This is a genomic window from Burkholderia sp. LMU1-1-1.1 (genome assembly GCF_040675865.1).
Lineage (GTDB): Bacteria > Pseudomonadota > Gammaproteobacteria > Burkholderiales > Burkholderiaceae_D > Rugamonas.
This window is the reverse complement of record NZ_JBEGHG010000001.1, coordinates 391,004-416,987: the sequence shown is the minus strand read 5'-3', so window position 1 is coordinate 416,987 and position 25,984 is coordinate 391,004. Positions and strand designations below refer to the sequence as shown.

The 25,984-nt window shown below is 65.2% G+C and carries 21 protein-coding genes; 3 read left to right on the top strand and 18 right to left on the bottom strand.

The features are described from left to right. Nucleotides 1-37 precede the first annotated feature (37 nt). Nucleotides 38-1,684: a DUF5597 domain-containing protein gene (locus MRBLMU1_RS01630; RefSeq protein WP_363496011.1), complete on the bottom strand. Its 1,647-nt coding sequence runs from the start codon at nucleotides 1,682-1,684 to the stop codon at nucleotides 38-40. Between the two features lie 283 nt (nucleotides 1,685-1,967). Further along, a complete protein-coding gene (locus MRBLMU1_RS01625) occupies nucleotides 1,968-3,683 on the bottom strand; it encodes a thiamine pyrophosphate-dependent enzyme (protein ID WP_363496008.1) in 1,716 nt (571 codons plus the stop codon). Between the two features lie 198 nt (nucleotides 3,684-3,881). Here MRBLMU1_RS01625 and MRBLMU1_RS01620 point away from each other — a divergent pair, with 198 nt between their 5' ends. Further along, on the top strand, nucleotides 3,882-6,497 hold the full coding sequence (locus MRBLMU1_RS01620) for an excinuclease ABC subunit UvrA (RefSeq protein ID WP_363496005.1): 2,616 nt from the start codon (nucleotides 3,882-3,884) through the stop codon (nucleotides 6,495-6,497). Here MRBLMU1_RS01620 and MRBLMU1_RS01615 read toward each other — a convergent pair. From MRBLMU1_RS01615 to MRBLMU1_RS01590, 6 genes are all read right to left on the bottom strand, one after another. Further along, nucleotides 6,463-7,689: a hypothetical protein gene (locus tag MRBLMU1_RS01615; RefSeq protein WP_363496002.1), complete on the bottom strand. Its 1,227-nt coding sequence runs from the start codon at nucleotides 7,687-7,689 to the stop codon at nucleotides 6,463-6,465. The genes MRBLMU1_RS01620 and MRBLMU1_RS01615 overlap by 35 nt on opposite strands. Before the next feature lie 195 nt (nucleotides 7,690-7,884). Beyond that, on the bottom strand, nucleotides 7,885-9,573 hold the full coding sequence (locus MRBLMU1_RS01610) for a tannase/feruloyl esterase family alpha/beta hydrolase (RefSeq protein ID WP_363496455.1): 1,689 nt from the start codon (nucleotides 9,571-9,573) through the stop codon (nucleotides 7,885-7,887). Between the two features lie 154 nt (nucleotides 9,574-9,727). Continuing rightward, nucleotides 9,728-10,900 (bottom strand): ABC transporter substrate-binding protein, encoded by a 1,173-nt coding sequence (locus tag MRBLMU1_RS01605; RefSeq protein ID WP_363495999.1) that lies wholly within the window; start codon nucleotides 10,898-10,900, stop codon nucleotides 9,728-9,730. A 23-nt stretch (nucleotides 10,901-10,923) separates the two neighbouring features. Next, entirely contained in the window at nucleotides 10,924-12,795 is a 1,872-nt protein-coding gene (locus MRBLMU1_RS01600) for a feruloyl-CoA synthase (protein WP_414646017.1), read from the bottom strand. Between the two features lie 12 nt (nucleotides 12,796-12,807). Then, nucleotides 12,808-14,253, bottom strand: coding sequence for an aldehyde dehydrogenase (locus MRBLMU1_RS01595; protein WP_363495996.1), 1,446 nt, complete (start codon nucleotides 14,251-14,253; stop codon nucleotides 12,808-12,810). 30 nt (nucleotides 14,254-14,283) lie between these two features. Then, complete coding sequence (locus MRBLMU1_RS01590; RefSeq protein ID WP_315216465.1) at nucleotides 14,284-15,117, bottom strand: p-hydroxycinnamoyl CoA hydratase/lyase; 834 nt, start codon at nucleotides 15,115-15,117, stop codon at nucleotides 14,284-14,286. A 116-nt stretch (nucleotides 15,118-15,233) separates the two neighbouring features. Between MRBLMU1_RS01590 and MRBLMU1_RS01585 the strand changes: the two genes are divergently transcribed. Further along, complete coding sequence (locus MRBLMU1_RS01585) at nucleotides 15,234-15,689, top strand: MarR family winged helix-turn-helix transcriptional regulator (protein ID WP_315216468.1); 456 nt, start codon at nucleotides 15,234-15,236, stop codon at nucleotides 15,687-15,689. 9 nt (nucleotides 15,690-15,698) lie between these two features. Here the strand turns inward: MRBLMU1_RS01585 and MRBLMU1_RS01580 are convergent, their stop codons facing one another. From MRBLMU1_RS01580 to MRBLMU1_RS01535, 10 genes are all read right to left on the bottom strand, one after another. Continuing rightward, nucleotides 15,699-17,003: a cation:proton antiporter gene (locus MRBLMU1_RS01580; RefSeq protein ID WP_363495991.1), complete on the bottom strand. Its 1,305-nt coding sequence runs from the start codon at nucleotides 17,001-17,003 to the stop codon at nucleotides 15,699-15,701. A 37-nt stretch (nucleotides 17,004-17,040) separates the two neighbouring features. Then, nucleotides 17,041-17,598, bottom strand: a complete 558-nt coding sequence (locus MRBLMU1_RS01575) for a flavin reductase family protein (RefSeq protein WP_363495988.1) — start codon at nucleotides 17,596-17,598, stop codon at nucleotides 17,041-17,043. Between the two features lie 341 nt (nucleotides 17,599-17,939). Then, nucleotides 17,940-18,716, bottom strand: coding sequence for a transporter substrate-binding domain-containing protein (locus MRBLMU1_RS01570; protein ID WP_363495985.1), 777 nt, complete (start codon nucleotides 18,714-18,716; stop codon nucleotides 17,940-17,942). Nucleotides 18,717-18,743: 27 nt separating this feature from the next. After that, a complete protein-coding gene (locus MRBLMU1_RS01565) occupies nucleotides 18,744-19,664 on the bottom strand; it encodes an isoaspartyl peptidase/L-asparaginase (protein ID WP_363495982.1) in 921 nt (306 codons plus the stop codon). Beyond that, nucleotides 19,664-20,401, bottom strand: a complete 738-nt coding sequence (locus MRBLMU1_RS01560) for an amino acid ABC transporter ATP-binding protein (RefSeq protein WP_363495979.1) — start codon at nucleotides 20,399-20,401, stop codon at nucleotides 19,664-19,666. Before MRBLMU1_RS01560 ends, MRBLMU1_RS01565 begins: the two co-directional genes overlap by 1 nt. Before the next feature lies 1 nt (nucleotide 20,402). Continuing rightward, the gene (locus tag MRBLMU1_RS01555) at nucleotides 20,403-21,074 is read right to left on the bottom strand and encodes an amino acid ABC transporter permease (RefSeq protein WP_363495976.1); all 672 of its coding nucleotides are present in this window, start codon (nucleotides 21,072-21,074) and stop codon (nucleotides 20,403-20,405) included. Next, nucleotides 21,074-21,745, bottom strand: coding sequence for an amino acid ABC transporter permease (locus tag MRBLMU1_RS01550; RefSeq protein WP_363495973.1), 672 nt, complete (start codon nucleotides 21,743-21,745; stop codon nucleotides 21,074-21,076). The genes MRBLMU1_RS01555 and MRBLMU1_RS01550 overlap by 1 nt, the downstream gene beginning before the upstream one ends. Nucleotides 21,746-21,851: 106 nt before the next feature. Beyond that, the gene (locus MRBLMU1_RS01545; RefSeq protein ID WP_363495970.1) at nucleotides 21,852-22,592 is read right to left on the bottom strand and encodes a copper homeostasis protein CutC; all 741 of its coding nucleotides are present in this window, start codon (nucleotides 22,590-22,592) and stop codon (nucleotides 21,852-21,854) included. Continuing rightward, nucleotides 22,585-23,508 carry an ROK family protein gene (locus MRBLMU1_RS01540; RefSeq protein ID WP_363495967.1) on the bottom strand — a complete coding sequence of 308 codons (924 nt, stop codon included), beginning with the start codon at nucleotides 23,506-23,508 and terminating at the stop codon, nucleotides 22,585-22,587. Before MRBLMU1_RS01540 ends, MRBLMU1_RS01545 begins: the two co-directional genes overlap by 8 nt. A 64-nt stretch (nucleotides 23,509-23,572) precedes the next feature. Further along, nucleotides 23,573-24,853 (bottom strand): DUF445 domain-containing protein, encoded by a 1,281-nt coding sequence (locus MRBLMU1_RS01535; RefSeq protein WP_363495964.1) that lies wholly within the window; start codon nucleotides 24,851-24,853, stop codon nucleotides 23,573-23,575. Nucleotides 24,854-24,881: 28 nt separating this feature from the next. Here MRBLMU1_RS01535 and MRBLMU1_RS01530 point away from each other — a divergent pair, with 28 nt between their 5' ends. Continuing rightward, nucleotides 24,882-25,565: a pentapeptide repeat-containing protein gene (locus MRBLMU1_RS01530; RefSeq protein WP_363496449.1), complete on the top strand. Its 684-nt coding sequence runs from the start codon at nucleotides 24,882-24,884 to the stop codon at nucleotides 25,563-25,565. The last annotated feature ends 419 nt before the right edge of the window (nucleotides 25,566-25,984 follow it).

Genomic DNA, 25,984 nt, shown 5'->3' with positions numbered 1-25,984 from the left:
TAGGGGCGGCGGTTCGCTCGACCGACCGCCTTCAATGCTATCGGTAACGGTACAATTTCACCTTCTGCATCGTGAATTCACCCGTCACCAGCATGATCTGCCGGCCCTGGTGGATCTCGTCGCCATTAAGCCAGCGGCCGTCTTTCCATTTGCCGTTTTCGTAGGTCCCTTCGGTTACCTTCTCCAGCCCGATCAAATCCCCCGCGCCTGTGGCATCGGTGAACTTCACCGTCAATCCTTTACCCGCCAGCAGAAACTCGTCGTCCGACAGTTTGATGATCAAGCCGCCGCAACCCTCAAGATCCTTGCTGTCCGTCTTAGCCCACGGGTTGCTGAAGCTGACCTGCAGAGTGTAGTCGCCCATCGTCACCTGCTGCGGCGACGCGTCCACCACGCCGTCATACGACACCTTGGCCTTGAAGCCGCGCATATTGCCGCTGCCTTGCACCTGGTTGATCAAAGGCGTCAACTGGCGCAGCAGGCGATACGCCTTCGGCAGCGGATCGGTGGGCTCGCTGTCCTCGACGCCGAAGGGCGAGAAACCGAACGCGTCGAACTCGCCGATCGCGTAAAAAGCCTTGGCGGCCGCGTCATGCCGGCCGGCGTTGTCGGCTTCCGGGATGAACAGCGGGTTGTCCGGCCGCTTGAACTGCGGCGCCCATTCCGTGAAGTTGGGGAAGTAGGTGTCGATCGCCAGCACATCGATGGACGGCGCGCCGGCCTTCCAGATATCGAACAGGTGCGGCAGCGGTCCGGCGCTCGGATACTCGCCCGGCTTCTTGCCGGGACGGTTCAGCGCCGCGTTGACGTACATCGGCAGCGGATACGCCGCCTTGCCGGCAGCGGTCATGGCCTCCACAAAGGTGGCGTAGCCCCAGGCCTGGAAAACCTCTTCGGCGGCGGTCGACGTGCCGAACACCTCGGCCCAGGTGCCGCTGGTGCGATGGCCGTTGGCGGCCCACAGCGCCTGCACCGACGGATGCAGCCTGGCGCGGTTGGCGCCCAGATAATCGGTCAAGGCCTTCGGCACCTGGCCGGCGATGGCGGCGTTGGCCAGCGGGCTGTAATCGCGCACGTCGGGCAGCATGCCGATCTCGTTCTCCACCTGTACCATGATGACGGTGCGCTCGGTGTCGACCTGTTTCAGGTGCGCCAGCAGCGCGCGGTAGGCGGTGGTGTCGGCGGCCAGCGTCTTGGGACTGAACGGCGTCAGCACCTCTTGCGGCACGCCGTTGCGGGCGAGGGAGCGCGGGAAGCGCTGGGCGTCGCGCTTGACCCACGGCGGCACATAGGTCGACATCGAATTCTTCCAGGCGCCAAACCACAACAGGATCAGTTTCTTGTCGTTGGCGCGCGCTTGTTTCAGCATTCCATCGAGGACGGCGAAATCGAAGCGGCCTTCGACCGGCTCGATCTGGTCCCACTGCACGGGAGCCAGCACGGTGTTCAGTTCCGCTCCCTTGAGCGCCGGCCAGAGCTTGTTCAGATACGGCAGGTGCGATGCCGACGAATTATGCAGTTCGCCGCCAAGGATGAGGAAGGGCTGGTCGTTGACCATTAATTGCGTGGCCGTGCCTTGCTTGCGCAGGTAGGGGACGGAATTGGCCGCCAGCGCGGCGCCACCCTCCAGCAGAAACAGCGCGAAGGCGCAGGTGAGCGCGGTGCGTCGTGTCGGTGCTCGCATGGTGCTCCTAAAAATCCAATTAAAAAAAAGACACCGCCGCGGTGACGCGACGGTGTACAAACTGCCCCGGGGGATGGGGCAGGAGAGCTAGAACCCATTACAGAAAAAAATGCCACAAGCCGGTCCCGGTTCGCGTTGAACCGGAATTGAGTCGGGGTGCGAAATCATGAAAATTCATGTCAATGATTGCGCGACCATTTCAGTGTAGGTTCGATCCCCGGGGGTTGTCAACATAAAGTTGTCAAAAAATGTTAGGCGCAAACATCTGGCGTCGGCGCGCCGCTTATTTGACGAAATTGTCCTTGATCATATCAACCACATCGCTGCCGCGTCCGCTTAGCACGGCCTTGACCGAGTACAGCGCGGTGCCCAGCACCTGGGATGCCTGTATGTTCGGCGGCATGACCAGTTCGAAGCGGTCAGTGGTTACATCGAGCAAGGCGGGACCCGGGTGCGCCAGCCACGCTTGCACCTCCGATTCCAGTTCCGCCGCCGATTCGACGCGGCGGCCGTAGATGCCGATAGCCTCGGCGACAGCGGCGAAATTCGGATTTTTCAGTTCGGTGTAGGCGTCCAGCAGGCCTTCGACCTTCTGTTCCAGCTCGACGAAGCCCAGCGAGCCGTTGTTGTAGACGGCGACCTTGATGGCGATGTTTTCCTGTACCGCCGTGATCAAGTCGCCCATCATCATTGTCAGGCCGCCGTCGCCGGACAGCGAGATGACCTGGCGCTGCGGGAAGGCCTTCTTGGCGCCCAGGGCCTGCGGCATGGCGTTGGCCATGGTGCCGTGGGTCAGGCTGACCAGGGTGCGGCGTTTGCCGGTGGCGCGGGTGTGGCGCAGCACCCACACCATCGGCGAGCCGCCGTCGGCGGTGAAGATGGCGTCGTCGTCGGCGTGCTTGTCGATCATCGCGGTCAGGTATTGCGGGCGTATCGTGGTTCCGTCGCCGGGCGTGGCGCGCTCGTTCAGGTGTTCGACGGCCTTCTGGTGGCGCTCGACGCACTGGTCGAGGAATTCGCGGTCGCCGCGTATCTGCACGCGCGGCAGCAGCGCCGCCAGGGTGGTGGCGATGTCGCCGACGGCGCCCACTTCGACCGGGTGGCGCCGTCCCAGATGGGTCGGATCGATGTCGATCTGGATGATGCGGGCATGCGCGGGATAGTACTGGCGCCAGGCGAAATCGCAGCCCAGCAAAAGCAGGGTGTCGCATTCGGTCACCGCGTGGTAGCCGGAGTCGATGCCGAAGATGCCGGTCATGCCGACGTTGTAGGGGTTGTTATACTCGACAAAATCCTTGGCGCGCGAGGTGTGCGCGATCGGCGCCTTGATACGCTCGGCCAGCGCCATCAGCGGCCCGTGCGCGCCTTCGCAGCCGGAACCGGCGTAGATCGCGATCTTCTTGCCATCGTTGATGATTTCGGCGATGCGGTTCATTTCGGTGTCCGAGGGCCGGGTTTGCGGTTGCGGCAGGTGGACGGAGAAATGCGGCTCGTCGACCGCCGATTCCTTGGACAGGTCGACCGGTAGGATGATGACGGCCACGCCGCCCTTGGTTAGCGCCGCTTGCGCCGCCATGGCGGTGATGCGCTTGGCGTGCGCCGGCGTGCGGATCTCCTGGCAAAACACGCTGCAATGGTCGTAGATCGGCTTGTAGTCGACCTCCTGCGGGAAGTCCGTCCCCAGCTCGTCGCGGGTGATCTGGCTGGCGATCAGCACCACCGGCGAGCGGTTGCGGTGCGCCTCGAACAAGCCGTTGATGAAGTGCAGGCTGCCCGGCCCGCAGGAGCCGGCGCACAGGGCCAGGCGGTTGGCGACGATGGCCTCGGCGCCGGCGGCGAAACCGCCGGCCTCCTCATGGCGCACGTGCACCCATTCGATCTCGCTGCGGCGGATCGCGTCGGTGATATAGTTCAGCGAATCGCCGGGTATGCCCCAGCAGTGTTTGGCCCCGGCGTCCTGCAGGGTTTCGATAACGACTTCGGCGACTGTTTTGGACATGGCGATGTTCCTGTTGGTTGGAGTGGGTTGGCTAATATGATGTGACGGGCCCGGCAATGCGTATGTTCGATGACGCACACAGATGGCAGGGCGGGCGTGATGACGGCCCGGCCCGACATGGACGGGCGGGTACGTTGCCGTACATACCGATCCGGCGTAATCGATAATGCTGGGACCAAATTACTAATGGATCGTTCTATGGCCAAGCATCGCCCCGCAACCGAAGTTTCTCAACAGCATTCCGTCATCGACACCGGCTCCTCGGGTTGCGTTCGCGTGCGCGGCGCCCGCGAGCACAATCTGCAGAACGTCGACGTCGACATCCCGCGCAACGCGCTGGTGGTGTTCACCGGCGTCTCCGGCTCCGGCAAATCTTCGCTGGCTTTCGGCACCTTGTACGCGGAGGCGCAGCGGCGCTACCTGGAGTCGGTGTCGCCATACGCGCGGCGCCTGTTCCACCAAATGGCGGTGCCGGAGGTCGATTCGATCGACGGCCTGCCGCCGGCGGTGGCGCTGCAGCAGCAGCGCGGCGCGCCGACCACCCGTTCCTCGGTGGGCAGTGTCAGCACCTTGTCCAATTCGCTGCGCATGCTGTACTCGCGCGCGGGCGACTATCCGCCCGGCCAGGAGCTGCTGTATGCGGAGTCTTTCTCGCCCAATACGCCGCAGGGCGCGTGCCCGCAGTGTCATGGACTGGGCAGGGTGTACGAGGCCACCGAGCGCTCGATGGTGCCGGACGACAGTCTGACGATACGCGAGCGCGCGGTGGCGGCATGGCCCACCGCCTGGCACGGTCAGAATCTGCGCGATATCCTGGTGACGCTCGGCTACGACGTTGACACGCCGTGGCGCGAGCTGCCCAAGAAGCAGCGCGACTGGATACTGTTCACCGACGAACAGCCCACCGTGCCGGTGTACGCGGGCCTGACTCCGGCCGAGGCGCGGCGCGCGCACAAGCGCAAGGAGACGCCGAGCTACCAGGGCACCTTCACCGGCGCGCGCAAATATGTGCTGCAGACGTTCGCCGGCACCGAGAGCGCGATCATGAAGAAGCGCGTGTCGCAGTATTTGGTCGGCATGGATTGTCCAACCTGCGAGGGCAAGCGCTTGCGGAAGGAATCGCTGTCGGTGACGTTCGGCGGTCACGATATCACCGAGATCGGACGCCTGCCTTTGCAGCGCTTGGCGCAGTTGCTCGAGCCGTACGCGGAGGGCAAGCCGCCGGCAGCCAAAACCAAGGCCAGGGCGAAGGACGCCGAGCGGCATCCGGAGAAAGCCATCGTCACGCAGCGCATTGCCCAGGATCTGGTGGCGCGGCTGGCGGTGCTGCTGGACCTTGGCCTGGGATACTTGAGTCTTGAACGCGGCACGCCGACGTTGTCGCCCGGCGAACTGCAGCGCCTTCGGCTGGCGACGCAGGTCCGTTCCAGCTTGTTCGGCGTGGTCTATGTATTGGACGAACCGTCGGCGGGCTTGCATCCGGTCGATACCGAGGCGCTGTTGCGTGCCCTCGACCGGCTCAAGGCGGCGGGTAATTCGCTGTTCGTCGTCGAGCACGCGCTGGATGTCATACGCCACGCCGATTGGATCGTCGATGTCGGGCCGAAGGCCGGTCAACAGGGCGGCCGCGTACTGTATAGCGGCGTGCCGGATGGACTGGCCGACGTGGGCGAGTCGCGCACCGCGCAGTACTTGTTCGAGCGCGTGGAGCGATCGGCGCGCACGGCGCGCGCGCCGGCCGACTGGTTGCGCTTGCGCGGTGTGGAGCGTAACAACCTGCATGGCGTGGACGCCGAGTTTCCCCTGGGCGTGTTGACCAGTGTGAGCGGGGTGTCCGGCTCCGGAAAATCCAGCCTCGTGAGTCAGGCGCTGGTTCAACTGGTGCTGGCGCAGCTGGGCCAGAGCGCGGCCGTCACCGAAGCCGACACCGATCCGGTCGAGGCGGCGCTCGACGATACGGGCAGCGGCGATGTGCGCGGCCGCATCGTCGCCGGCATGAAGGGCGTCCGGCGCCTGGTGCAGGTCGACCAGCGGCCCATCGGACGCACGCCGCGTTCCAACCTGGCGACTTACACCGGTTTGTTCGATCATGTGCGCAAGCTGTTCGCCGCCACCAGGTCGGCGCGCGCGCGGCATTACGACGCCGGCCGGTTCTCGTTCAATGTCGCCAAGGGCCGTTGCCCGAATTGCGCGGGCGAGGGATTTGTCATGGTCGAATTGCTGTTTCTGCCGAGCGTGTACGCGCCTTGCCCGGAATGCGAGGGCGCGCGCTACAACCCCGATACGCTGGCGGTGCGCTACCGCGACCGCAATATCGCCGAGGTGCTGCGGATGACGGTGGACGCGGCGTGGGAGTTCTTCGCCGAGGAGGCGCCGCTGCGGCATGCGCTCGATGTGCTGCGGGCGGTGGGACTGGGCTATTTGCGGCTGGGGCAACCGGCGACGGAGTTGTCCGGAGGCGAAGCCCAGCGCATCAAGCTGGCGACCGAGTTGCAGCGCGCCAGCCGTGGCGACACCTTGTACGTGCTCGATGAGCCGACCACCGGGCTGCATCCGTCCGACATCGAGTTGCTGATGACGCAGCTGCATGGGCTGGTGGACGCCGGCAACACCGTGGTGGTGGTCGAGCACAATATGCAGGTGTTGGCCGATAGCGATTGGGTAATCGACGTCGGCCCGGGCGCGGGCGAGGAGGGCGGTGTCATCGTCGCGGCCGGGCCTCCGGAGGAGTTGGCCAAGGATAAGGCTAGCCGCACGGCGCCATACCTCGGCCGGGCACTCAAGGCTTCCACGGTGACGCGTGGCGCAGATTAGCGGGGCCCGCCAACCCGCCCCGGGAGCCCTCTGAAGGAGGCGGCCTGCCTGCCGGTAGGCCAGGCGGGTAGCCGTGTGTCCGGAACCCCGGCGGCGCGCGTCGCATCCATAGCGACATCATCAGAACCGCGAGGCCGCATGCCAGCGTGGCCCAGGCCGACGGTTCCGGCACGGCGGTGACGGCGGGGTCCAGCCGCAGCGCGAGGCATTCGCCGTCGCGGCAGCCGGTGGCGGCGATCTGGCCGTGGTCATTGATGTCGTAGGCGAAATGAAGGGTCCAGCCGGAGGACGGATCGATCAGCGCGTTCAAGTCCGTCATGCCGCCGTCGGCGTAGAGAAACGCGTGGGTGCCGGTATCGCCCAGGACATTGGAGTCGCCGACCACCTGGTTGCGATTGTTGATGCTGTTGGCAAAGCTGTAAGTTCCTCCGAGGGTGCCCAAATCGTGCATGACGCCGTCGGCGTAGAGGAAAGCGTGGTCGGCGGCATTGTCGGCGGTGGCGGCATAGCCGACCGCGTGGCCGGCATCGTTCACGCCCCACGCGGCGCTGTAGTTGCCGCCGAAGGTGCCCAGGTCGCGCATGCCGGCGTTGTCGTACATGAAGGCGTGTGTCCAGCGGAATTCGTCGCTGACGGAGGCGCTGCCGACGACGTGGCCGTGGCGGTTGATGTCGGAGGCGCCGCTGACACTGCCGCCCAGCGTGCCGAGGTCCTCCATGGCGCCGGCGGAATACCGGAACGCATGCCAATCGTCATTGCCGTTGGCGGAACTGCCAACGATCTGCCCGGCGTTGTTGATGCCCGAGGCCAGCGCCTCGATGCCGCCCAGGGTGCCAAGGTCGGCCATGCCGCCATTGGAATAGAGATAGGCGCGCCGCCGTCCGTCGTCGATGGTCGACATGCCGACCACCTGCCCGTGGTCGTTGATGGCCATCCCCGTGCTCTCGGCGCCGCCGAGCGTCCCGAGCCGCGAGAACGCACCGTCCGCGTAGAGAAACGCTTCAGGTGTGCCGAAAATGTCGTGGACCGAGCCGGCGATCTCGCCGCTGTTGTTGATCGAATGGCCATCGGTGCGCAGGCCGCCGATTTCGACCACGTCGTAACGAAAGGCGGCCTGCGCGCCACCGGCCGCCAGTGACAGGCATAGCGACAGCAACAGAGGCGGCAAGTAAATATTTCTCCTGCGTTTCATGACAGTCTCCGTCGGATTGATCAAGCCAGCCATACCAGCCTAATGGCTCACGCCGGAACGCGTCTGCGGAAGATCAAACGAGCGATAGAGCATGTCGTTGCTCGGCCGTCACATAAGAGCTTCATCATGTTGCCGACGCCGACGCCGACGCCGACGTCAACGACCCGGAGCCGGATGGCCGGCTCCGGAGCGACCTCACTCGCAGCTGAAGCTGGCGGCGTCCTCGATGTTGCCGGCCTTGTACTTGGCCGCCTTCGGATACGGGCACAACGGACGGGTGCGGTTGGCCGACCAGCCGGCCGGCACGTCGGCGTTCACGCCACCGGCATTGCCGGCGCCGCGCACGCTGGCGATGACTTGGTCGGGCGCCCGTCCGCGCTCGACCCAGTCGACCAGCGGCGTCAGCATGTCGAACTGTTCGGCCGACGGGCCGCCGGCGCAGTGGTTCATGCCGGGCACGCGGAAGAAGCGCGCGAAGTTCGAAGCGTCGCCGCCGTTGGCCGCGCGCAAGCCGTCGTACCAGGCGGTGGTATCGTTGCTGGAGAAGATCGGATCGGCGGTGCCGTGGTACACCATCATCTTGCCGCCCCGGTTCTTCATCGTGGCCAGGTTGGTCGGGTTGGGCGGCAGCATGAACGATAGCGCGCTTTCGGTGTAGACGGAGGTGGTGGCGCCGACGCGGGCCAGCATGCTGTCGACACTGCCGGTCAGCGCGAATTGCGGTCCGTTGAAGGTCGCCAGGTTTTCCGGCGGCGCCTGCCAGATCAGGCCGACCGCGCCCGAGTCGCGGGTCAGCGGACTGCTGAACTTCCAGTCGGCCCAGCCGCCCGTCGAGATGCCGGCGTCGTATGGCCAGCTGGAATAGAACTTCGTTCCGGTACTGGTGGTGGCACCCGCGAACAGGCCGCCGATGGTGGTTTTCTGCGCCGCGCTCAGGCAACTGCCGTCGCGCGCGCCGGTGCAGGTCGGCACGTCGCGATTCAGGTCGAAGGCCGCCTGGCAGGCTTGCGTGTTTTGAATCAGGCCGTCGGTGGCGCCGTCCAGCGCGTCGCATTTCGCCAGCACCGCGTTCTCGACGGTGGTGCGTTCGGCCTTGGTGAAGCCGGTCGACAGGTCGCCTGGCGTGCTGGCCAGCGCATTGTAGGCCTGGCCGCCGGCGATGTTGGCGATCGCCGCCAGCGGCAGGCGGAAGCCTGGATTGCCGACCAGGAAACCGTCGTACTGGTCGGCGAGGCGGGCCGCCGCCACCATCGTGTGACGGCCGCCGTTGGAACAGCCGCCGAAGTAGGACCGCTCCGGCGCCTTGCCGTAGGCGATCTGGATCAGGTTCTTGGCCATCGGCGTCAGCTTGCCGGCCGCCTGGTAGCCGTAGTCGAGCCGCGCTTGCGGATCGATGCCGAAGGCGGGATTGGGCGCGCCATGGCCGGCGTCGGAACTGATGACGGCGAAGCCCATGTTGAGCGCGCTGTCCAGCGGCCCGCCGCCGCCGACCTGGCCGGTGGCGGGCACGACGGAGCCGTCCAGGCCGCCGTTGCCCTGATAGAAGAAGCGGCCGTTCCAGTTCAGCGGCAGGCGCATCTCGAAGCCGATCGCGTAGCGCGCGCCGTCGACGGTGCTGACGCGGTCGAACATGCGGCCGGTCACCTGGCAATGGGCTGGGACGGGCTTGCCGGCGATGCGCAGGGTGCCGGCGGCGATGCTGTTGGCGCCGGTGATGGTGGTGTTGGCGAGCTGGATCTTCGTCACCAGATCGGTGCAGGAGGGCAGCGCTGCGCCGGTGGCGGCCGCCAGGCGGGGCAGGCCTGCGCTGTCGACGTTGTCGCCGCCGCCGGCGCAGGCGCTCAGCAGCAATGCCGCCGCGATGGCGGTGGCGAGTGGAATCATCGGCGGCGTGGATGGGTTGGTGTCGCGGCTTTTCATGCGAGTTGTCTCCTCTGTTCTTGCAAAGCGATGGACGTGCCGACCCCGCGCGGCGTTCTGATGGCTGCGTCGGGGCCCGCTTGGGGGTATTGCGGGGTGTTGCGGGGTAAGACTGAACCTAGTTCGGCATCACGTCCTTGAGCGTGCTGATCGGCTGGTTGACCAGCTTGCCGTTGACCTTCTTGACTTCGCGGACGTACATGTTCTGCACGATATCGCGCGAGGCCGGATCGATGCTGATCGGGCCGCGCGGGCTGTCGAGCTTCATGCTGGACAGCACCTTCATGGCGGTATCGCCCGTGACCGTGCCGTTCAGTTTGCGGATGGTTTCGTACAGCATGGCCATCGTATCGTAGGCCGCCACGGTGACGAAGGTCGGCGGACGGGCGTTCGGCAGGGCGGCGGCGTAGGCGGCCAGGAAGGACTTGTTGGCCGGGTTGTCGAGCGCCGTCGAATAGTTCAGCACCGTGATGGCGCCGAGCGCGCGGTCGCCCAGCGCCTCCAGTGTCGGATGGTCGCTGGTCATGTCGCCCACGCCGAGGAACTTGATGCCCGCCTTGTCCAGGCCCTTGTCGCTGAAGGCCTTGAGCAGGGCGGTGCCATCTTCGGCGCCCGGGGCGAAGAAGAACAGCGCGTCCGGTTTCTCGTCCTTGATGCGCTGGATGAACGGCGAGTAGTCCGGGTTGGCCAGCGGCACGCGCGACGAGCCAACCAGCTTGCCGCCGCCGGCGGTGAAGCCCTTGCCGAAGCGCGCCTCGGCGTCGATGCCGGTGCTGTAGTCGCTCACCAGCGTGTACACCTTGCCGACCTTGTTCTGGGCGGTCCAGGTGCCGAAAGGCTCGGTCATCTGCTGCATCGTCATGCTGGTGCGCAGCATGTACGGCGACTTGGCGGTGATGCCGGTGGTGACCGCGTTCATGACGATCATCGGGATCTTGGCCTGGGTGGCGATCGGCGCCACCGCCAGCGCGCTGGGCGTCAGCGAGAACCCGATCAGGAAGCTGACCTTGTCGCGCGAGATCAGCTCCTGGGCGGCGCGCTTGGACATGTCGGCGTTAGTGCCGCCGTCGTCGCGGTAGATGATCTCGATCTTCTTGCCGGCGACAGTGGCGCCGTATTGCTGCATGTAGGTCTTGATGCCATCCTCGAACGGCTTGCCGGTGTTGGCGAAAGGTCCGGTCAGCGCGGCGATGACGCCGACTTTGATCGTGTCCTGCGCCTGCGCCATACCCATGCCGACCAGGGCCACGCTGACGACCATGCCGATGTTGGCCAGTTTTTTAAGTTTCATTGCTTGTCTCCGTCTTTTTTAGTTTATGCCGCGATGATTACTTGTGGATCGGTGCCTTCATAAAGTGCCTCGACGACGGCCGCCCGGCGCGTCAGTACCGCCGACTGGTTGATCGAACCCTTGTCGGTCATCTCGCGATGATCGACGGACGGCGGTTCCGCCAATAACAGCAGCCGGTCGATGCGCATCGACGAGCCGCTGGCGTCCTGGTTCAACGACTTGAGCAGGCGTTCGAACCAGGCCCGCACCGGCGCGCTGGCCAGCACTTCGGCGGCGCTGGCATCGGGACCCAGCTCCGACAGGACCTGGCAATGTTCCATGCGCGGGAACAGCAGCAGGCCGATGGCGTTGCGGTCGATGCCGGTGACCACCGCGTCGAGCACATACGGGGCGGCGGCGCTGATGACTTTGGCGCGCAGCGGACCGACGCTGACGAAGGTGCCGGTACTGAGCTTGAAGTCCTCCGCGATGCGGCCGTCGAACATGAAGCCCAGTTCCGGTTTTTCCGGGTCGACGAAGCGCAGCGCGTCGCCGGTGCAGTAGTAGCCATCCTCGTCGAAGACGGCGGCGTTCAGGTCCGGCGCGCGCCAGTAACCGGGCATCACGTGCGGGCCGCTGAAGCGCGCTTCGAGCTTGTCGCCGAACGGCACCAGCTTGACCTTGCAGCCCGGCGCGGGCACGCCGACGTAGCCCGCCTTGATGATGGAGCCGGTGCCGAAGGTGCACGACGGCGACGTCTCCGTCATGCCCAGCCCCGTGATGATGCGGACCGATTCACCGGTTTCGGCGATGGCGGCGTTGTCCAGCCTATCCCAGGCCGCCTGCGACAGGCCGGCGCCGGCGCACAGGAACAGCTTGACCCGCGAGAAGAAGTTGGCGCTCAGTCGGGCGTCGGTCTTCATCGCGTCGGTCAGCATCTCGAACCCTTTCGGGATGTTGAAATACATCGTCGGCGCGATCTCGCGCAGGTTCCTCAAGGTGGTCGGGAAGTCGCGCGGTGTCGGCTTGCCGTCGTCGAGATACAGCGTGCCGCCGTTATACAGCACGATGCCAACATTATGGCTGCCGCCGAAGGTGTGGTTCCATGGCAGCCAGTCCAGCAGCACCGGCGGCTCGTCGCCCATGAACGGGAAGGTTTGCAGCAGCATCTGCTGGTTGCTGCACAACATACCGTGGGTGGTGGTGACGGCCTTCGGCTTTTTGATCGAGCCGGAGGTGAACAGGAACTTGGCGACCGTGTCGACGCCGACGGCGGCATGCGCCGCTTCGACGGTGGACGGCGTGACCTCGAGCAGGGACTGGAAGCTGGTCGACTGGTGGCCGGGAACCTCTCCCCGGGCCAGTATCAGTTCCGCGTCCGCCGGCATCACCGCGCCGATGGCGCGGCTGTAGGCGGCGCCATCGCAAGCGAACAGCGCGCCTGGTGTCAGCTTGGCCAGCATCTCGGACAGCTTGGTGAAATCGGTCGCCACCAGCGAGTACGACGGCGACACCGGCGCATACGGAATGCCGGCGTACATGGCGCCCAGCGCGAGCTGGAAGTGTTCAAGGTCGTTACCGGACAGGATCACCAGCGGACGTTCGGCCGACAGGCCGCGATCGAGCAGCGCCTGGCCGATGCTGCGCGCGCGGCGCAGCACCTCGGCGTACGACAGCCGTATCCATTCGCCGTCGCCGTCCGCCGCGCGGCGCGCGACCAGGGTGCGTTCCGGGTGGGCGGCGGCGCCCGACTCCAGACGGTCGGTGAAGCGCGACGGGAACGCCTCCAGCGGCGTGACGGCGTCCACGTGCCACAGGCCGTCGACCTGATAGGCCGCGATCTGCGGATTGCCCAGTTTGACCGGGCGTCGCTTTGCCGTGCCGCTGGACTGCTCCGCGATCATCGATTGATTCATGCGGAGCTCCTGTCAGATCGGGTAGTGGCGCGACGTCGTCTGGATCGTGATCCAGCGCAGCTCCGTGAACTCGGCGATGGCCGCCTTGCCGCCGAAGCGCCCGTAACCACTGCCCTTGACGCCGCCGAACGGCATCTGCGCCTCATCGTGCACGGTCGGACCGTTGATGTGGCAGATGCCCGATTCGATGCGGCGAGCGACCGCCATCGCACGGCCGATATCGCGGCTGAAGACCGCCGACGACAGGCCGTACTCGCTGTCGTTGGCCAGCGCGATGGCTTCCTCGTCGGTGTCGAAGCGCAGGATCGAGACGATGGGACCGAACGATTCCTCCTGGTAGACCTTCATTTCCGGCGTCACGCCGTCGACGATGGCTGGCTGCATGATGTTGCCGACCACTTCGGCCGAGCTTTGGGTGATCTTGGCGCCGCGATCGCGGGCGTCCTGCAGCATGGCGGCCACGCGGGTGGTGGCCGACGGATCGATCATGCCGGACAGCGGGGCGTCGCTTTGGGCCGCCTTCAGGGTGGCGGTTTTGGCGGCCAGTTTCTCCAGGAAGGCCGGCGCCACCTTGTTGTCGACCAAAATGCGGTCGGCCGACATGCAGATCTGGCCCTGGTTGAAGAAGGCGCTGAACGCGGCCGCTTCGACGGCTTCGTCCAGGTCCGCGTCGTCCAGCACCAGCAGCGGGTTCTTGCCGCCCAATTCGAGCAGCACGGGTTTCAGGTGGCGGGCGCAGTGCTGGGCGATGATGCGGCCCACATTGGTCGAACCGGTGAAGTTGACGCGGCGGACGGCCGGCGCGGCGATCAGGCGCTCGACCACCTGCGGCGCGTCCTGCGGCGCGTTGGTGAGGACGTTGACGACGCCGGGCGCGAAGCCGGCTTCCTCGAACACGGTGCCGATCAGCCGGTGCAGCGCCGGGCACAATTCGGAAGCCTTCAGGATCACGGTGTTGCCGCAGGCGAGGGGCATGGCGATGGCGCGGGTGCCCAGGATGATCGGGGCGTTCCACGGCGCCAGGCCGACCACCACGCCGCACGCCTGGCGCAGGCCCATGGCCATCGAGCCGGGGACGTCGGACGGAATGACCTCGCCGCTGATCTGGGTGGTCATCGATGCCGCTTCGCGCAGCATGTTCCCCGCGAGGGTCACGTTGAATTGGTACCACATCGGGCTGCCGCCCGCTTCGGCGACGCCGCGCGCGACGAATTCGGCGCGGTATTTTTCCATCGTGTCGGCGGCTTTGAGCAGCAGGGCGCGGCGGGCGCCGGGCGCCATCGCCGACCATGCCGGGAAGGCATCCTGGGCGGCCTTCACGGCCCGGTCGACATCGGCCAGTTGCGCGGCGGCGGCGCGGGTGACCACCTCGCCGGTGGCGGGACTGCGCCGCTCGAAGGTGGTTTTGTCTTGGGCGGCGGCGCCTTGGCCGCCGATCAGCAGATCGGTGTCAAACATGGTTGTCTCCTTTTATTTTTATTGTAGAGGTTAGCCGCGTTTGAAAGTTTGCAGACCTGGCTTGATCGTCTTATCGTCCAGGAACTGCTTGAGGCCCTGGGCGCGACCTTTTTCCGGATCGCGGTAGTTGGACTGGTCGACCTTGGCGTACAGGTAGTCCTCGTTCTGGTCCCAATTCAGTTCGCGGCAGCGCTTGAAGCCGTTCTTGGCGATGCGCAGCACCGTCGGCGCCTTGGCCAGCAGTTTTTCGGCCAGCGCGACCACTTCGTCGCGCAGTTGGGCGCGCGGCACGCTCTTGTTGATCAGGCCCATGGCGGCCGCTTCCTGGCCGGTGAAGGTGTCGCCGGTCATGATGTAGTGCAGCGCCTGGCGGTGGCCCATGGTGTCGGCGACGGCCTTGCTGACCAGGTTACCGGGCGGGATGCCCCAGTTGATCTCGGACAGGCCGAACACCGCTTCGTCGGCGGCGATGGCCAGGTCGCAGGCGACCAGCGGCGAGAACGCGCCGCCGAAGCACCAGCCGTTGACCATGGCGATGGTCGGCTTGCTGTACATGCGCAGCAGCTTCCATTGCCACTGCGAGCAGTCGCGGCGCAGGCGCTCCTGGAAGATCTCGGGCTTGCCATCGTTCTCGCGGAAGTATTCTTTCAAGTCCATGCCGGCGGTCCAGGCGTCGCCGGCGCCGGTCAGTACGACCACTTGGGCTTCCTCGTCCAGTTCCAGCGTTTCCAGAACGTCGATCATCTCGCGGTTCAGGGTCGGGCTCATGGCGTTGCGCTTGTCCGGGCGGTTCAGGGTGATCCACCCGATACCTTTTTCAACATCGACTTTGACGGTTTCCCAGCGGGCTTCATATTTGGACATACAATGTGTCTCCTTTTAGTTGGCTGATCTTTGGGCTAAGCTTTAGATTTAAGTATCAGGCTGCCTGATATGTGACTTATACTATACCCACCTCTTTTGTTTTACAAGAAAATTTTATGGTCAAAGCAGATTTTTCCGATAGCACTAAACCATTGGGTCTGGCCTACCTGGTGGGGCGGCTGGATCACGTGTTGAACAAGCGTCTGCGCGATTGCTGCGCGCCGGCCGGCGTCACGGTGCCGCAGTACACGGCGTTGTCGGTGTTCCGGGCGCAGGGGGCGCTGTCGAACGCGCAATTGGCGGTGCGGACGATGGTGTCGCCGCAGTCCGCCAACGAGATGGTGAAGTCGATCGAGGCCAAGGGCTGGATCGAACGCACGCCCGATCCGTCGCATGGCCGCATCATCCAGATCCAGCTGACCGATGCCGGGCACGCGATTCTGGCGCAGTGCGACGGCAAGGTGAGGGAAGTGGAGATGCAGATGTTCCCCGACATGGATCACGAGGAACGGGTGCGGTTGCATGGCTTGCTGAGAAGCGCGGTGCGTGCCCTCAGTCTGGAAGGGATTTGAGCCGGCTGTTCACTGGCGTCGGGGCCACACGGTTTCCATCAACGGTTTGACGCTCAAACCATGGACCACAATCGACAGCATGATGACGAACAGTGAAATGTGGGTCAGCCGCTGTGCCAGGTCCGGCGGCAAGCCCTGTTCGATCGCGTACATCAGGTAATAGATCGAACCGATGCCGCGCACGCCGAACCACGCGGTCATCGAGCGCAGTCGCATGCTGGTGTCGCTGCCGGCCAGGCCGAGGAACACGCTGGCCGGGCGCGCGATGAAGAACAGGAAGCCGGCCATCCAGACGGCGTCCCAATCCATGTTGTGCAGCGAGATCATCCCGCCCAGTAGCAGCACCAGCGTCAGCTCGGACAGCCGCTCCAGGTGCTCCTTGAAGACCAGCGACTCGGTGCTCACGGTCATCGGCACTTCGTGCGTCTCGCTGGTCCTGGCAACGGCCGATTTCGCCACATCCTGTTCCAGCATGCCTTGCCTGTCCTTGGGCGCGCCGGCCAGCACCAACTCCGTCTGGCGCAGCGCCACGGCGGCGAAAAACACCGCCAGGAATCCCCACGCGTGGATCAGGCTCGAGACGCCATAGACCACGGCGATCAAGCCCAATCCCACCAGATCGTCCATGATCTCGTGCCGCGGCTTGATGATGCGCAGGCGCCAGCCGAGGCGCGCCGTCAGCGCGCCGCCAAGGTAGCCCACGGCGACCGCCGCGCCCGAGGCCCAAACCACGTCGACCAGGAACCAGCGCCAGTGCCAGGCGCCGGTGTCGTCGCCCATGCCCAGCATGGCCAGGCCGAGGAACACGAAGGGGAAGGCGCTGCCGTCGTTCATGCCGGCTTCGCAGGTGAGGGTGAAACGCAGTTGGTCCTTGTCGCCCGCGTGGCGGACCTGGACGTCGGTGGCCAGCACCGGATCGGTCGGCGCCAGGATGCCGCCCAACAGGATGCCGGCGCCCAGCGGCAGGCCGAGGACGAAGAAGCCAAAGGCCGCCACCAGCGCCACCGTCAAGGTCATCGAGACCCAGGCCAGCCGCAGCGGCGCGTCCCAGTGGCGCAGCTTGAACGGCACGGGCATCTTGATCCCGGCCGAGAACAGCGAGATCAGGATGGCGATTTCGGTCAGCACCTCCAGCAGATCCGACTGCTGCATCGGGTCGAAGTCGAGGATGTTGAACACGGTCGGTCCGAGCACGATACCGAAGCCGAGATAGACCATCGCCGATGTGAACGGCGAGCGCGAGATGGTGGTCGCGGCCAGGCCGCGCGCCAGCATCAGCAGGCCGACCAGCAGGAACCAGTGGTTGGTGTTCACGCGGTCTCCTTGGTGGCGGTGGAACGACGAGACTTCTTCACCGGGTCTGGTTGGGGAACTGGCGCAGGGTATTCACCTCGCGGCCGGAGATCATGAATTCGCCGTCGCCCCGGTAGTGCAGGGTTTTCGGCAGTTTGGGGGATTTGGCGACGTGGGCGCGCACGATTTCCCAGACGAACAGCGGGTGGTTGGGATTAGGCTGGGCGTTGGCCAGGCGGCATTCGAAGCTGGCGTAGCATTCGGCGATCATGGGGGCGGCGACGTCGGTCGCGGCTTCCTTCGTCAGGCCGAAGAGGCTGAATTTGTCGGTGTCGGCGCCGCTGCAGTTGCCGATGCCGATCACCTGTTCCAGCAGTTCGGCGGTTGGCAGATTGATCACGCATTCCTTGCTGTGGGCGACCATGTCGTAGCTGTGGTTGCTTTCGTCGATGTAGCAGCCGAACAGGGCGGGGGAAAAGCCGATCATCATGTGCCAGCCCATGGTCATGATATTGGTTTGGTCTTTCCACGCGGAGGTGACGAGCACGACCGGCCCTGGCTCGAGTAGACGCCTGGTGTTGGCTGGATCGAAATGTTCTTTGCGGTACTTTTTCATTGAGGGCGATACTCCTGGTGTGATCGTAGGAATATCCGGGGGGATTGTCTGTGGGTTAGGCCACATGTGCGCGAATTGGGGCAGCGCGGAAGCGATATTGGCGGAGCTTGACGGATTACGCTTCGCTAATCCGCCCTACGTGTTTTAGATGTTGGTGCGTCGCGTGGGCGCCGCGTCCGTCCGGTGCGCGGTAGGGTCGTTGAATGTGGTTTGGATGTTTGATCCGCGGCGCGGCCGCCGCGTTGCCGGGTGTGTGGCATGTTCGTTGAACGCGATTTCGCCGCGGTTCCACGTAGGGCGGATTAGCGAAGCGTAATCCGCCATGTATGTGCCGTCGATGACTACAACGCCGGCGGCACGCTTTTCTCGCCCCACCACTTGCGGTAGTTCTGGGCGTAGGCCCCCGTCTTGACGTAATCCCCGACAAAACCGTTGACGAACTTGAGCAGCTCCGGGTCGCCCTTGGCCATGGCGATGCCGATCGGGGTCTGGCCGTGGATACCCGGCAGGACTTCCAACTGGTCGTTCTTGCTGGCGAGGTAGTCGAGCAGCGACGAATCCTCTATCCCGGCGTCAACGCGCTTTTGCTTGAGCAGCAGCACGCCGTCCGGCGCGAAATTGTCGGTGTACACAAACACGGCTTGCGGCGCCGACTGCTTCAGGAAGGCGTCCGCCGTGGTGCCGCGACCAACCACCACGCTTTTGCCCTTTAAATCGGCCAGCGTCTTGATACCGGCGCTTTTCTGAACGATCACGCGTAGCCCGGCCATGTTGTAGGGCTTCGAAAAGTCGACCACGCGCGCGCGCTGCGGCGTGATCGATACATTGGCTACGACCAGGTCGAGCTGCTTCGACATCAGCATCGAGATGCGCGCGTCCGCCGAGACGTCCGAGAACCGCGCCGGCACTCCCAGCTTGGCCGCGAGCTGCGTGGCGACATCGACGTCGTAGCCGACCGGCTCATTCTTCCCGTTGCGGAATCCGACCGGCTCGCCGCCGAGCGAGACGCCGATCCGCACGTAGCCGCGCGCTTTGATCTCCTCGATGCGGCCGGCCACGGCGGAACCGGCGATCATGGCCAGGACGGCGATTGCGGCGATGCGTTTCAATTGCGGCATATTGATTCCCTTTTTAGCTTATTTGGCTCAAGCGGCGCTGGCGACGCGCAGTTCCGGCGCGGCCATGCGTTCGTCCCAATACCAGTAACGTATCTCTTCATCGCAGCGGAAGCTGACGACCTTGTGATTGCCCACGGCGTCCATGGCGTGGATGACAACTCCCGCCAGGAAGCCCGTCTTCAACTCGCCCAGTTCCTCCACCGCCAGCTTGACGGCGTCGTCCAGCGAGTGCCCGAGCCGCAGCGCCAGCACGATGCTGCGCGAGGTCCCGCAGCGCATCGTCATCTCGCCGGTGTGGGTGCAGGCGGCGGCGCCGTATCGGCTGTCGGCATAGAACCCGGCGCCGACGATGGGCGAGTCGCCCAGCCGGCCCGGATACTTCCACGCCCAGCCGGAGGTCGACGTCACCACGCCCAGACCCCGGGAGGCGTCCCGGGCCAGGAAAACGGTGGTGTCGCGAACCCGTTCCGGATCGGTGATGGTGTTACTGAGCGGGGCGAGGGGAATGTCCGGGAAGGCGGCCAGCTGCTGCGGCGTCATTTCCTTCTGAAGACGTTCCCACCAGACGCGCTTGCTGTCGGGGTGCAGCGTGTCGTCGATGGCGAATCCACGCTCGGTGGCGAAGCGGCGCGCGCCGGCGCCGGTCAGCATCACGTGCGGCAGGTGCTTCATCACCTCGCGCGCGAGCGCGGACACCGGCAACGTGGCCGGCACGGCGCCGACCGCGCCGACGTCGCGCGTGGTGCCGTCCATGACGCCGGCGTCGAACTCCATCTCGCCCAGCATATTGGGCCAGCCGCCGTAGCCGACGCTGCGCACCTTGGCTTCGCGTTCGACCTTGGCGATGCCGGCGATCATGGCGTCGATGCCTGCGCCGTCTTGTTTGAGCAGATCGACGGTGGTGTCGAATCCGGGCCAGGCCTCGGCATTGGCGAGTAGCATTTTCATCAATGGTCTTTCTTCATCTTGGAGAGGAATTGGGCGATGCGCGGATGCGCTAGTCCGCCGTCGGCGGCGAAGAATTCCGCCGTCGGCAGGTCGGCCAGCAGGCGGCCCTGTTCAAGGAATACGATGCGGCTGGAGATCTGGCGCGCGAAGTCGATTTCGTGGGTGACGAACAGCATGGTCGTGCCGGCGGCCGCCAGCTTGGCGAGTATGTCCAGCACCTCCGCGGTCATCTCCGGATCGAGCGCGCTGGTGACCTCGTCGAGCAGCAGGTAGCGCGGCTTCATGGCGAGCGCGCGGCAGATGCCGACGCGTTGGCGTTGGCCGCCGGACAGTTGCGCGGGATAGGCGTTGGCGCGCTCGGACAGGCCGACGGAGGCCAGCAGCTCGCGCGCGGCGTCTTCGGCTTCGCGCCGTGGCACCTTCAGCACTTCGACAGGCGCCAGCGTGATGTTTTGCAGCGCCGTCATGTGCGGGTACAGGTGGAACAGCTGGAACACGGTGCCCGAGCAGCGGCGTGCTTGTTGCAGTTGTTTGGGATCGTCGACGCGGAAGCCGTCGATGGAGATGCTGCCCTTGTCCAGCTTTTCCAGGCCGTTGATGCAGCGGATCAGCGTGGACTTGCCCGAACCGCTGGCGCCCAGTATGGACACCACTTCCCCCGGCGCGACGCGCAGGTTTACCCCGTCCAGCACCTTGGTCTGGCCGAAGCTCTTGCCGACGCCTTCGATCTCAATCATGCTACAGGCCTTTCCATTGGCTGTGGGCGCGCAGCCGGGTTTCCAGACGCGCGCAGGTGGTGGCGATCAACTTGGCCATCAGGTAGTACAGCAGGCCGACCACCGTCCAGACGATGAACGGTTTGAGCGTGCGCAGGTTCAGGATGGCGCCGACCTTGGTCAGATCGAGCACGCCGATCACCGAGATCAGCGACGTCACCTGCAGCTGGTTGACCAGCAATCCGGTCAGCGGTCCGAGGCCGAAGGCCGCCGCCTGCGGGGCGACGACCTTGCGCAGAATCTGCCAGCGGCTCAAGCCGAACACGCGCGCGGTCTCCAGCTGCTCGCGGCCTATCGATTCGATCGCGGAGACGGCGATGACGTAGATGAAGGCCGCCGTGTTGCCGGACAAGGTGATGACTGCCGCCTGCACCGGCGTGATGTCGGTTTCCAGCAGCACCGGCAGGCCAAAGAAGACGAGGAACAGCTGCACCAACACCGGCGAGTTCTTTAGCAGTTCCGCCATGGCGGCGAAGAAGGGCGCCAGCACCGGCGTGCGGTAATAGCGCAGCACCGCCCAGGTTAGCCCGATCATCAGGCCGATGGCGGTGGTGGCGGCGAACAGCGCGACCGAGACGCCCGCGCCTTGCAGCAGCAACAGGATGTCATGGACGGTGAAGTCGGTGTAGCGCATCAATTGGCACCCAGCGCGCGTTCGCGGTTCAGGCGGCGGTGCAGCGCGCCGGCCGTCAGCGAGACCAGATAGGTCAGCGTGACGTAGGCCACCAGCAGCAGGGCGTAGACTTCGAACGGCGCGAAGGTGTCGGCGGCGACGATCTTGGCGGCGCCGGTCAATTCGTTGAGGGTGATCGCCGACAGGATGGACGACGTCAGGATCAGGTTGACGAAGACGGAACCGAGCGGCCGCACCGACGTGCGCAAGGCGATCGGCAGCACGATCTTTTGGTAGATGACGCGGCGCGACAGGCCGCTGACCTGCGCCGCTTCGATCACGCCCGGATCGATGGCGAGGATGCCGGATCGGATAACGTCCGACGTGAAGGCGCTCCCGGCCAGCGACAGCGCCAGCACACCGGTGCTGAAGGCGTTGAGCTCAATGCCGAGTTCCGGCAGGCCGTAGAACAGGAAGAACAGCTGGACGATGAAGGGGACGTTGCGGAAGATATCGACGTAGATGTCGGCCAGGCGGCGCGTAAGCGGGGCGGCCGAGGCCCGCAGCAGGGCGACGATCACACCCAGCGCCAGTCCGCCGGCGAGGGCAAGCGCGCAGGCGAGCGCCGTCAGGCGTGCGCCGGCCGCGAGGTCGGGGAGATAGGGCGCGAGGAGCGTGGGGTCGAACGTCAAACAGTGTGCTCCAACCTGAAAAGCGGAACCGGTTTCACATCAATAGTCACGAGTGTCACACAAAGCGCGGCACGTTTCAAGCGGAGCGGTTCGGCGCGTAAGCACATTATTTGGAGTGCAGCGCGGCTTTCAGCGCCGCGACCCTTGCCACGCTGGTCTGCCGCCGCCCGCCGGTGTCGAAGCCGAACGCCAGCACCGGCGGCGTGCTGGCCGCGACCGGCGCCGAACAGGAGGCATGCACTTCCCGCACCGGCAGCTTGTCGAGCAGCCTGTATACATTGTCGGCGCTGATGCCGGCGCCGGGCATGATGGTGATGCGGTCGCCGGCGGCGTCGAAGCAGCGCTGCAAGCCGCCCAGGCCCTCCAGCGCCCTGGGCGCGCCGCCGGAGGTGAGAATGCGCGCGAAACCCAGGTCGATCGCCAGCCTGGTCGCCGCCGCGAGGTCGGGACACAGGTCGATGGCCCGGTGCAGGGTGGCTTCCAAGCCGTGGTCTCGGGCGCGCCGCACCAGCCGTTCCAGCGTCCGGTGATCCAGCTCGCCGTTGCGCAGCGAGGCGCCGAGCACCACGCCTTGCAGGCCGATGGCGGCCACCGCGTCGATCTCGTTGAGCATCAGCTGGATTTCGACGTCGTCGAAACAGAAGTCGCCGCCGCGCGGACGTATCATCGCCACCACCGGCAGCGGACTGGCCGCCGCCACGCGCAGCAGGCCGGAAGTGGGCGTCAGGCCGCCGACCTCCAGTGCGCCGCATAGCTCGATGCGGTCGGCGCCGCCCGCTATCGCCGCCGACAGGCCTTCGACGTTGTCGACGCACACTTCCAGCGTGATGGCGGCGGGATCAGTCATGGTGCTTTTTCGATTCGGCGAGTCCGAGCCAGGCGGCGCCGATCAATCCCGGCTCGGCGCCGGACAACCCTTGCACGATGATGGCGGCGTCGGTCTTGCGCAGGATGCGCGCGCGCACCGCCTGATCGAGCATGGCGATCAGTGGCGCGCTGTTGGACAGGCCGCCGCCGACCGGCAGCACGGACGCGCCGATGGTGTTGACCAGCATCGCCAGCGGGCCGGAGAGAATGTCGACGAAGCAGTCGATGGTGCGGGCGGCGTTGGCGTCGCCGTCCTGCCAGGCGTCGATGATTTGCCGGCTGTCGAGCGGCGAGGCGCCGGGATGGAGCGCGGCGTGCACGCGCTCGAGTCCTCGCGCGCCGCCGATGGCGTCCAGGCAGCCGGTCTGGCCGCAGCCGCAGGCGAAGCGCGGAATCGCTTGCGGCGGCGTGCCGGCGAAGTGGGGGGAGACCGGGCCGTGTCCCCATTCGCCGGCGAAGCCGCCCGGGCCGCCGATCAGGCGGCCGTCGATGACCAGGCCGCCGCCGACGCCAGTGCCGAGGATCAGGCCGAAGACGTTGGCGTGGCCGCGTCCCGCGCCGGCCTGCGCCTCGGCCAGCGCGAAGCAGTCGGCGTCGTTGGCGATCCAGACCGGCAGGTCCAGTTCGGCGGCGAGGTCGGCGGCCAGCGTGCGGCCGTCGATGCAGGGGATGTTGGCGCATTTGATGCGGCCGTCGGCGGGATCGATGACGCCGGCGATGGAGATGGCCACGCCGCGTGAAGGCCCGCCGGCGGCGATCAGATCCTTCATGGCGGCGCTGAAGGCGGCGAAGTCGTGCGCGGGTGTGGGAACGCGGCGCAGTTCGCCGATTTGACCGTCGGCGCTGGCGGCGGCGGATTTGATGGCGCTGCCACCGATGTCAAAGCAAGTGATCATGGTTCCGGCGTAGCAGTTTGTATTGCATCAGGATGCACGTTCCGTTGGTGTTTGGCAATACCCATCAAAACAACGTGACGATGAAATGGATTGCCACGCCCACCAGCCCACCGACCAGGGTGCCGTTGATGCGAATAAACTGCAAGTCGCGCCCGATCGACAGCTCGATCCGGTTGCTCATTTCCTCCTTGGTCCACGTGGCCAGTTGCGCCTCGATGAACAGGCCGACCTCGCCACGATATTTTTTAACCAACTGCGCGCTGCCGGCCTCGATCGCGCGATTCAGGCTGTCGCCGACCGCCGGATTGTCGGTCAGCATCTTGCCGGCGTTCTCGACCAGCCGTTGGGCGCTGGCGGGAATGCTCGGCGTCTTGCTGCGCAGGTCGTCCAGCAGGCGCGCGCGCAAGGTATCCCAGATGCCGTCGAACATATGCTGCACCGTGTCGCTGGTCAGCGCCTGTTGCTGGTAGCGGCCGATGGCCTCCTGCCAGGCCGGATCGCCCTTGAGCCGCAGTGCGCTGTTGGCGATCCACCCGCCCAGTCGCTGGCGCAATTCGTGCGAGCGGTCGAGCCGCATCTCCGCCACTTTTTCGGTCGACGAACGGATAATCCTGGGCATGGCCTTGCGCAACGCATACTTGAGCAACGAGCTTTCCGTGTTCACGGCGCTTTGCACCATCGCCTCGATGGCCGGGTGGTTGGCCGGATCGGACAGGTAGACGACGAACTGGTCGAGCGCGGCATCCACCAGCTGTTGCGGCTGGTCTTCGGCGACCAGCGCCTCGACGCAATCGCCTGCCAGCCCGGACAGGTCGATGCGCGCCAGTTCCCGCGTGGCGACCTCGCGCAGCATGCGGCGGATCTTGTCGTGGTCGGCCATGTGCAGCAGCTTTTCCAGCGCCGGCCCGACCCAGGCGCTCAGTTGCGCGGCGTTGGTCTGCATGTAGCGGCCGGCCCGGCCGGCGATATCGACCTGGCGGATGCGCTGGGCGATGCCTTCCTCGGTGATGAAATGGTTTTCGACGAAATTGCCCAGGCTTTTGCCGATGCTGTCCTTGCTGTTGGGGATGATGGCCGTGTGCCACAGCGGAATGCCCAGCGGATGGCGGAACAGCGCCGTGACGGCGAACCAGTCGGCGATGGCGCCCACCATGGCCGCCTCGGAGAACGCCTCCAGATAGCCCCAGGCGGGATGGCCGCCGTGTTGCGAGCGCGCCAGCGCGAACAGCAGGGCGGCGAGCACCAGCAACCCCAGCGCGACCGCCTGCATGGTGCGCAGCCGGGCGCGCTTGATGGCGTCCTCGGTGTCGTCGAGTTGGCGGATGATGTCGATATCACGTTTCATGCGTTCGCTTCTGATAAAATTCTTGCTGATGATACATAACAACTCCACGGTTTCCGGCGAGACGCTCGACAGGGCGGAACTTGAACAGCATTTGTCGCAATCGGTAAGCACCTTCGACGGCTGCACTTTCGACGACGCCGATCTGTCGCGGCTCGATTTGCAGGGCTGCACCTTCGAGCGCTGCACTTTTCTCGGCTCCATATTGTTCGCTTGCAAGCTGGCCCGCACCACGTGGCTGCGTTGCCGGGCCGGTGGCGCCGATTTCGAATCGGTCGACGCCGTCGATGCGCGATTCGAAGGTTGCGACCTGAACAACACCAAGTGGCGGCGTGCCAAACTGGCCTCGGCATCGTATCGCGGTTGCAAGCTGACCGGCGCGTCGTTCGAGGAGGTGTCCCATCTGGGCATACATTTCGAGGAGAGCCTGCTGGTAGGGGCAGACATGCGCGGCTTTTCGTTCCGCAAGGCGACCTTGAAGGAACTGGATTTGTCCGACGCCTATCTGGCCGGCTGCGACTTCCGCGACGCCGTGTTTGAAGGGGGCAGTTTGCGCAATGCGGTGTTGAAGCTGGCCAAGTTCCAGGGCGCGGACTTGCGCGGAACCGACATCGAGGGCGTAAAGCTGGCCGACGCCGGCATGTTCAAGGGTGCCGTGATCTCGCACGCGCAGGCGGCCAACTTCCTTCGCGAGCTGGGTTTCGTCGTCAGCTAGCCTCCGAACCCGTTCGCGGATTGCACTCTGCAAGGCGGTGTTCTCAAAAAAACAACTACTGAAAAACTTGACTTGTCATACCCCTTGCGATTGAGATATGATTTCTCTAGGGAAATCTTCAGCCTTATCCAAGCCCTCAAGAGCTTCCCCAAGCGCCCCGGCCACCCCGGGGTGTGACTTTAAGCCTTTTATAATCAAGGGCTTATCACGGCGGCGCCACACTCCTCCCGGGCGCAGTACTGCTGCACAGCAAATCGAGTTATTCCCGATAGACAGCCACGGCCAGTCATACGATATCGGACGACATTGTAAATAATCAAGCGCTTGATTATTTCGATGGCTCAGGTATCAGCCAGCACAGGCTGCTAATCTTAGTTTTCATTCTGGCATCTTTTTGAATGCTCAGTGAATGATATAAG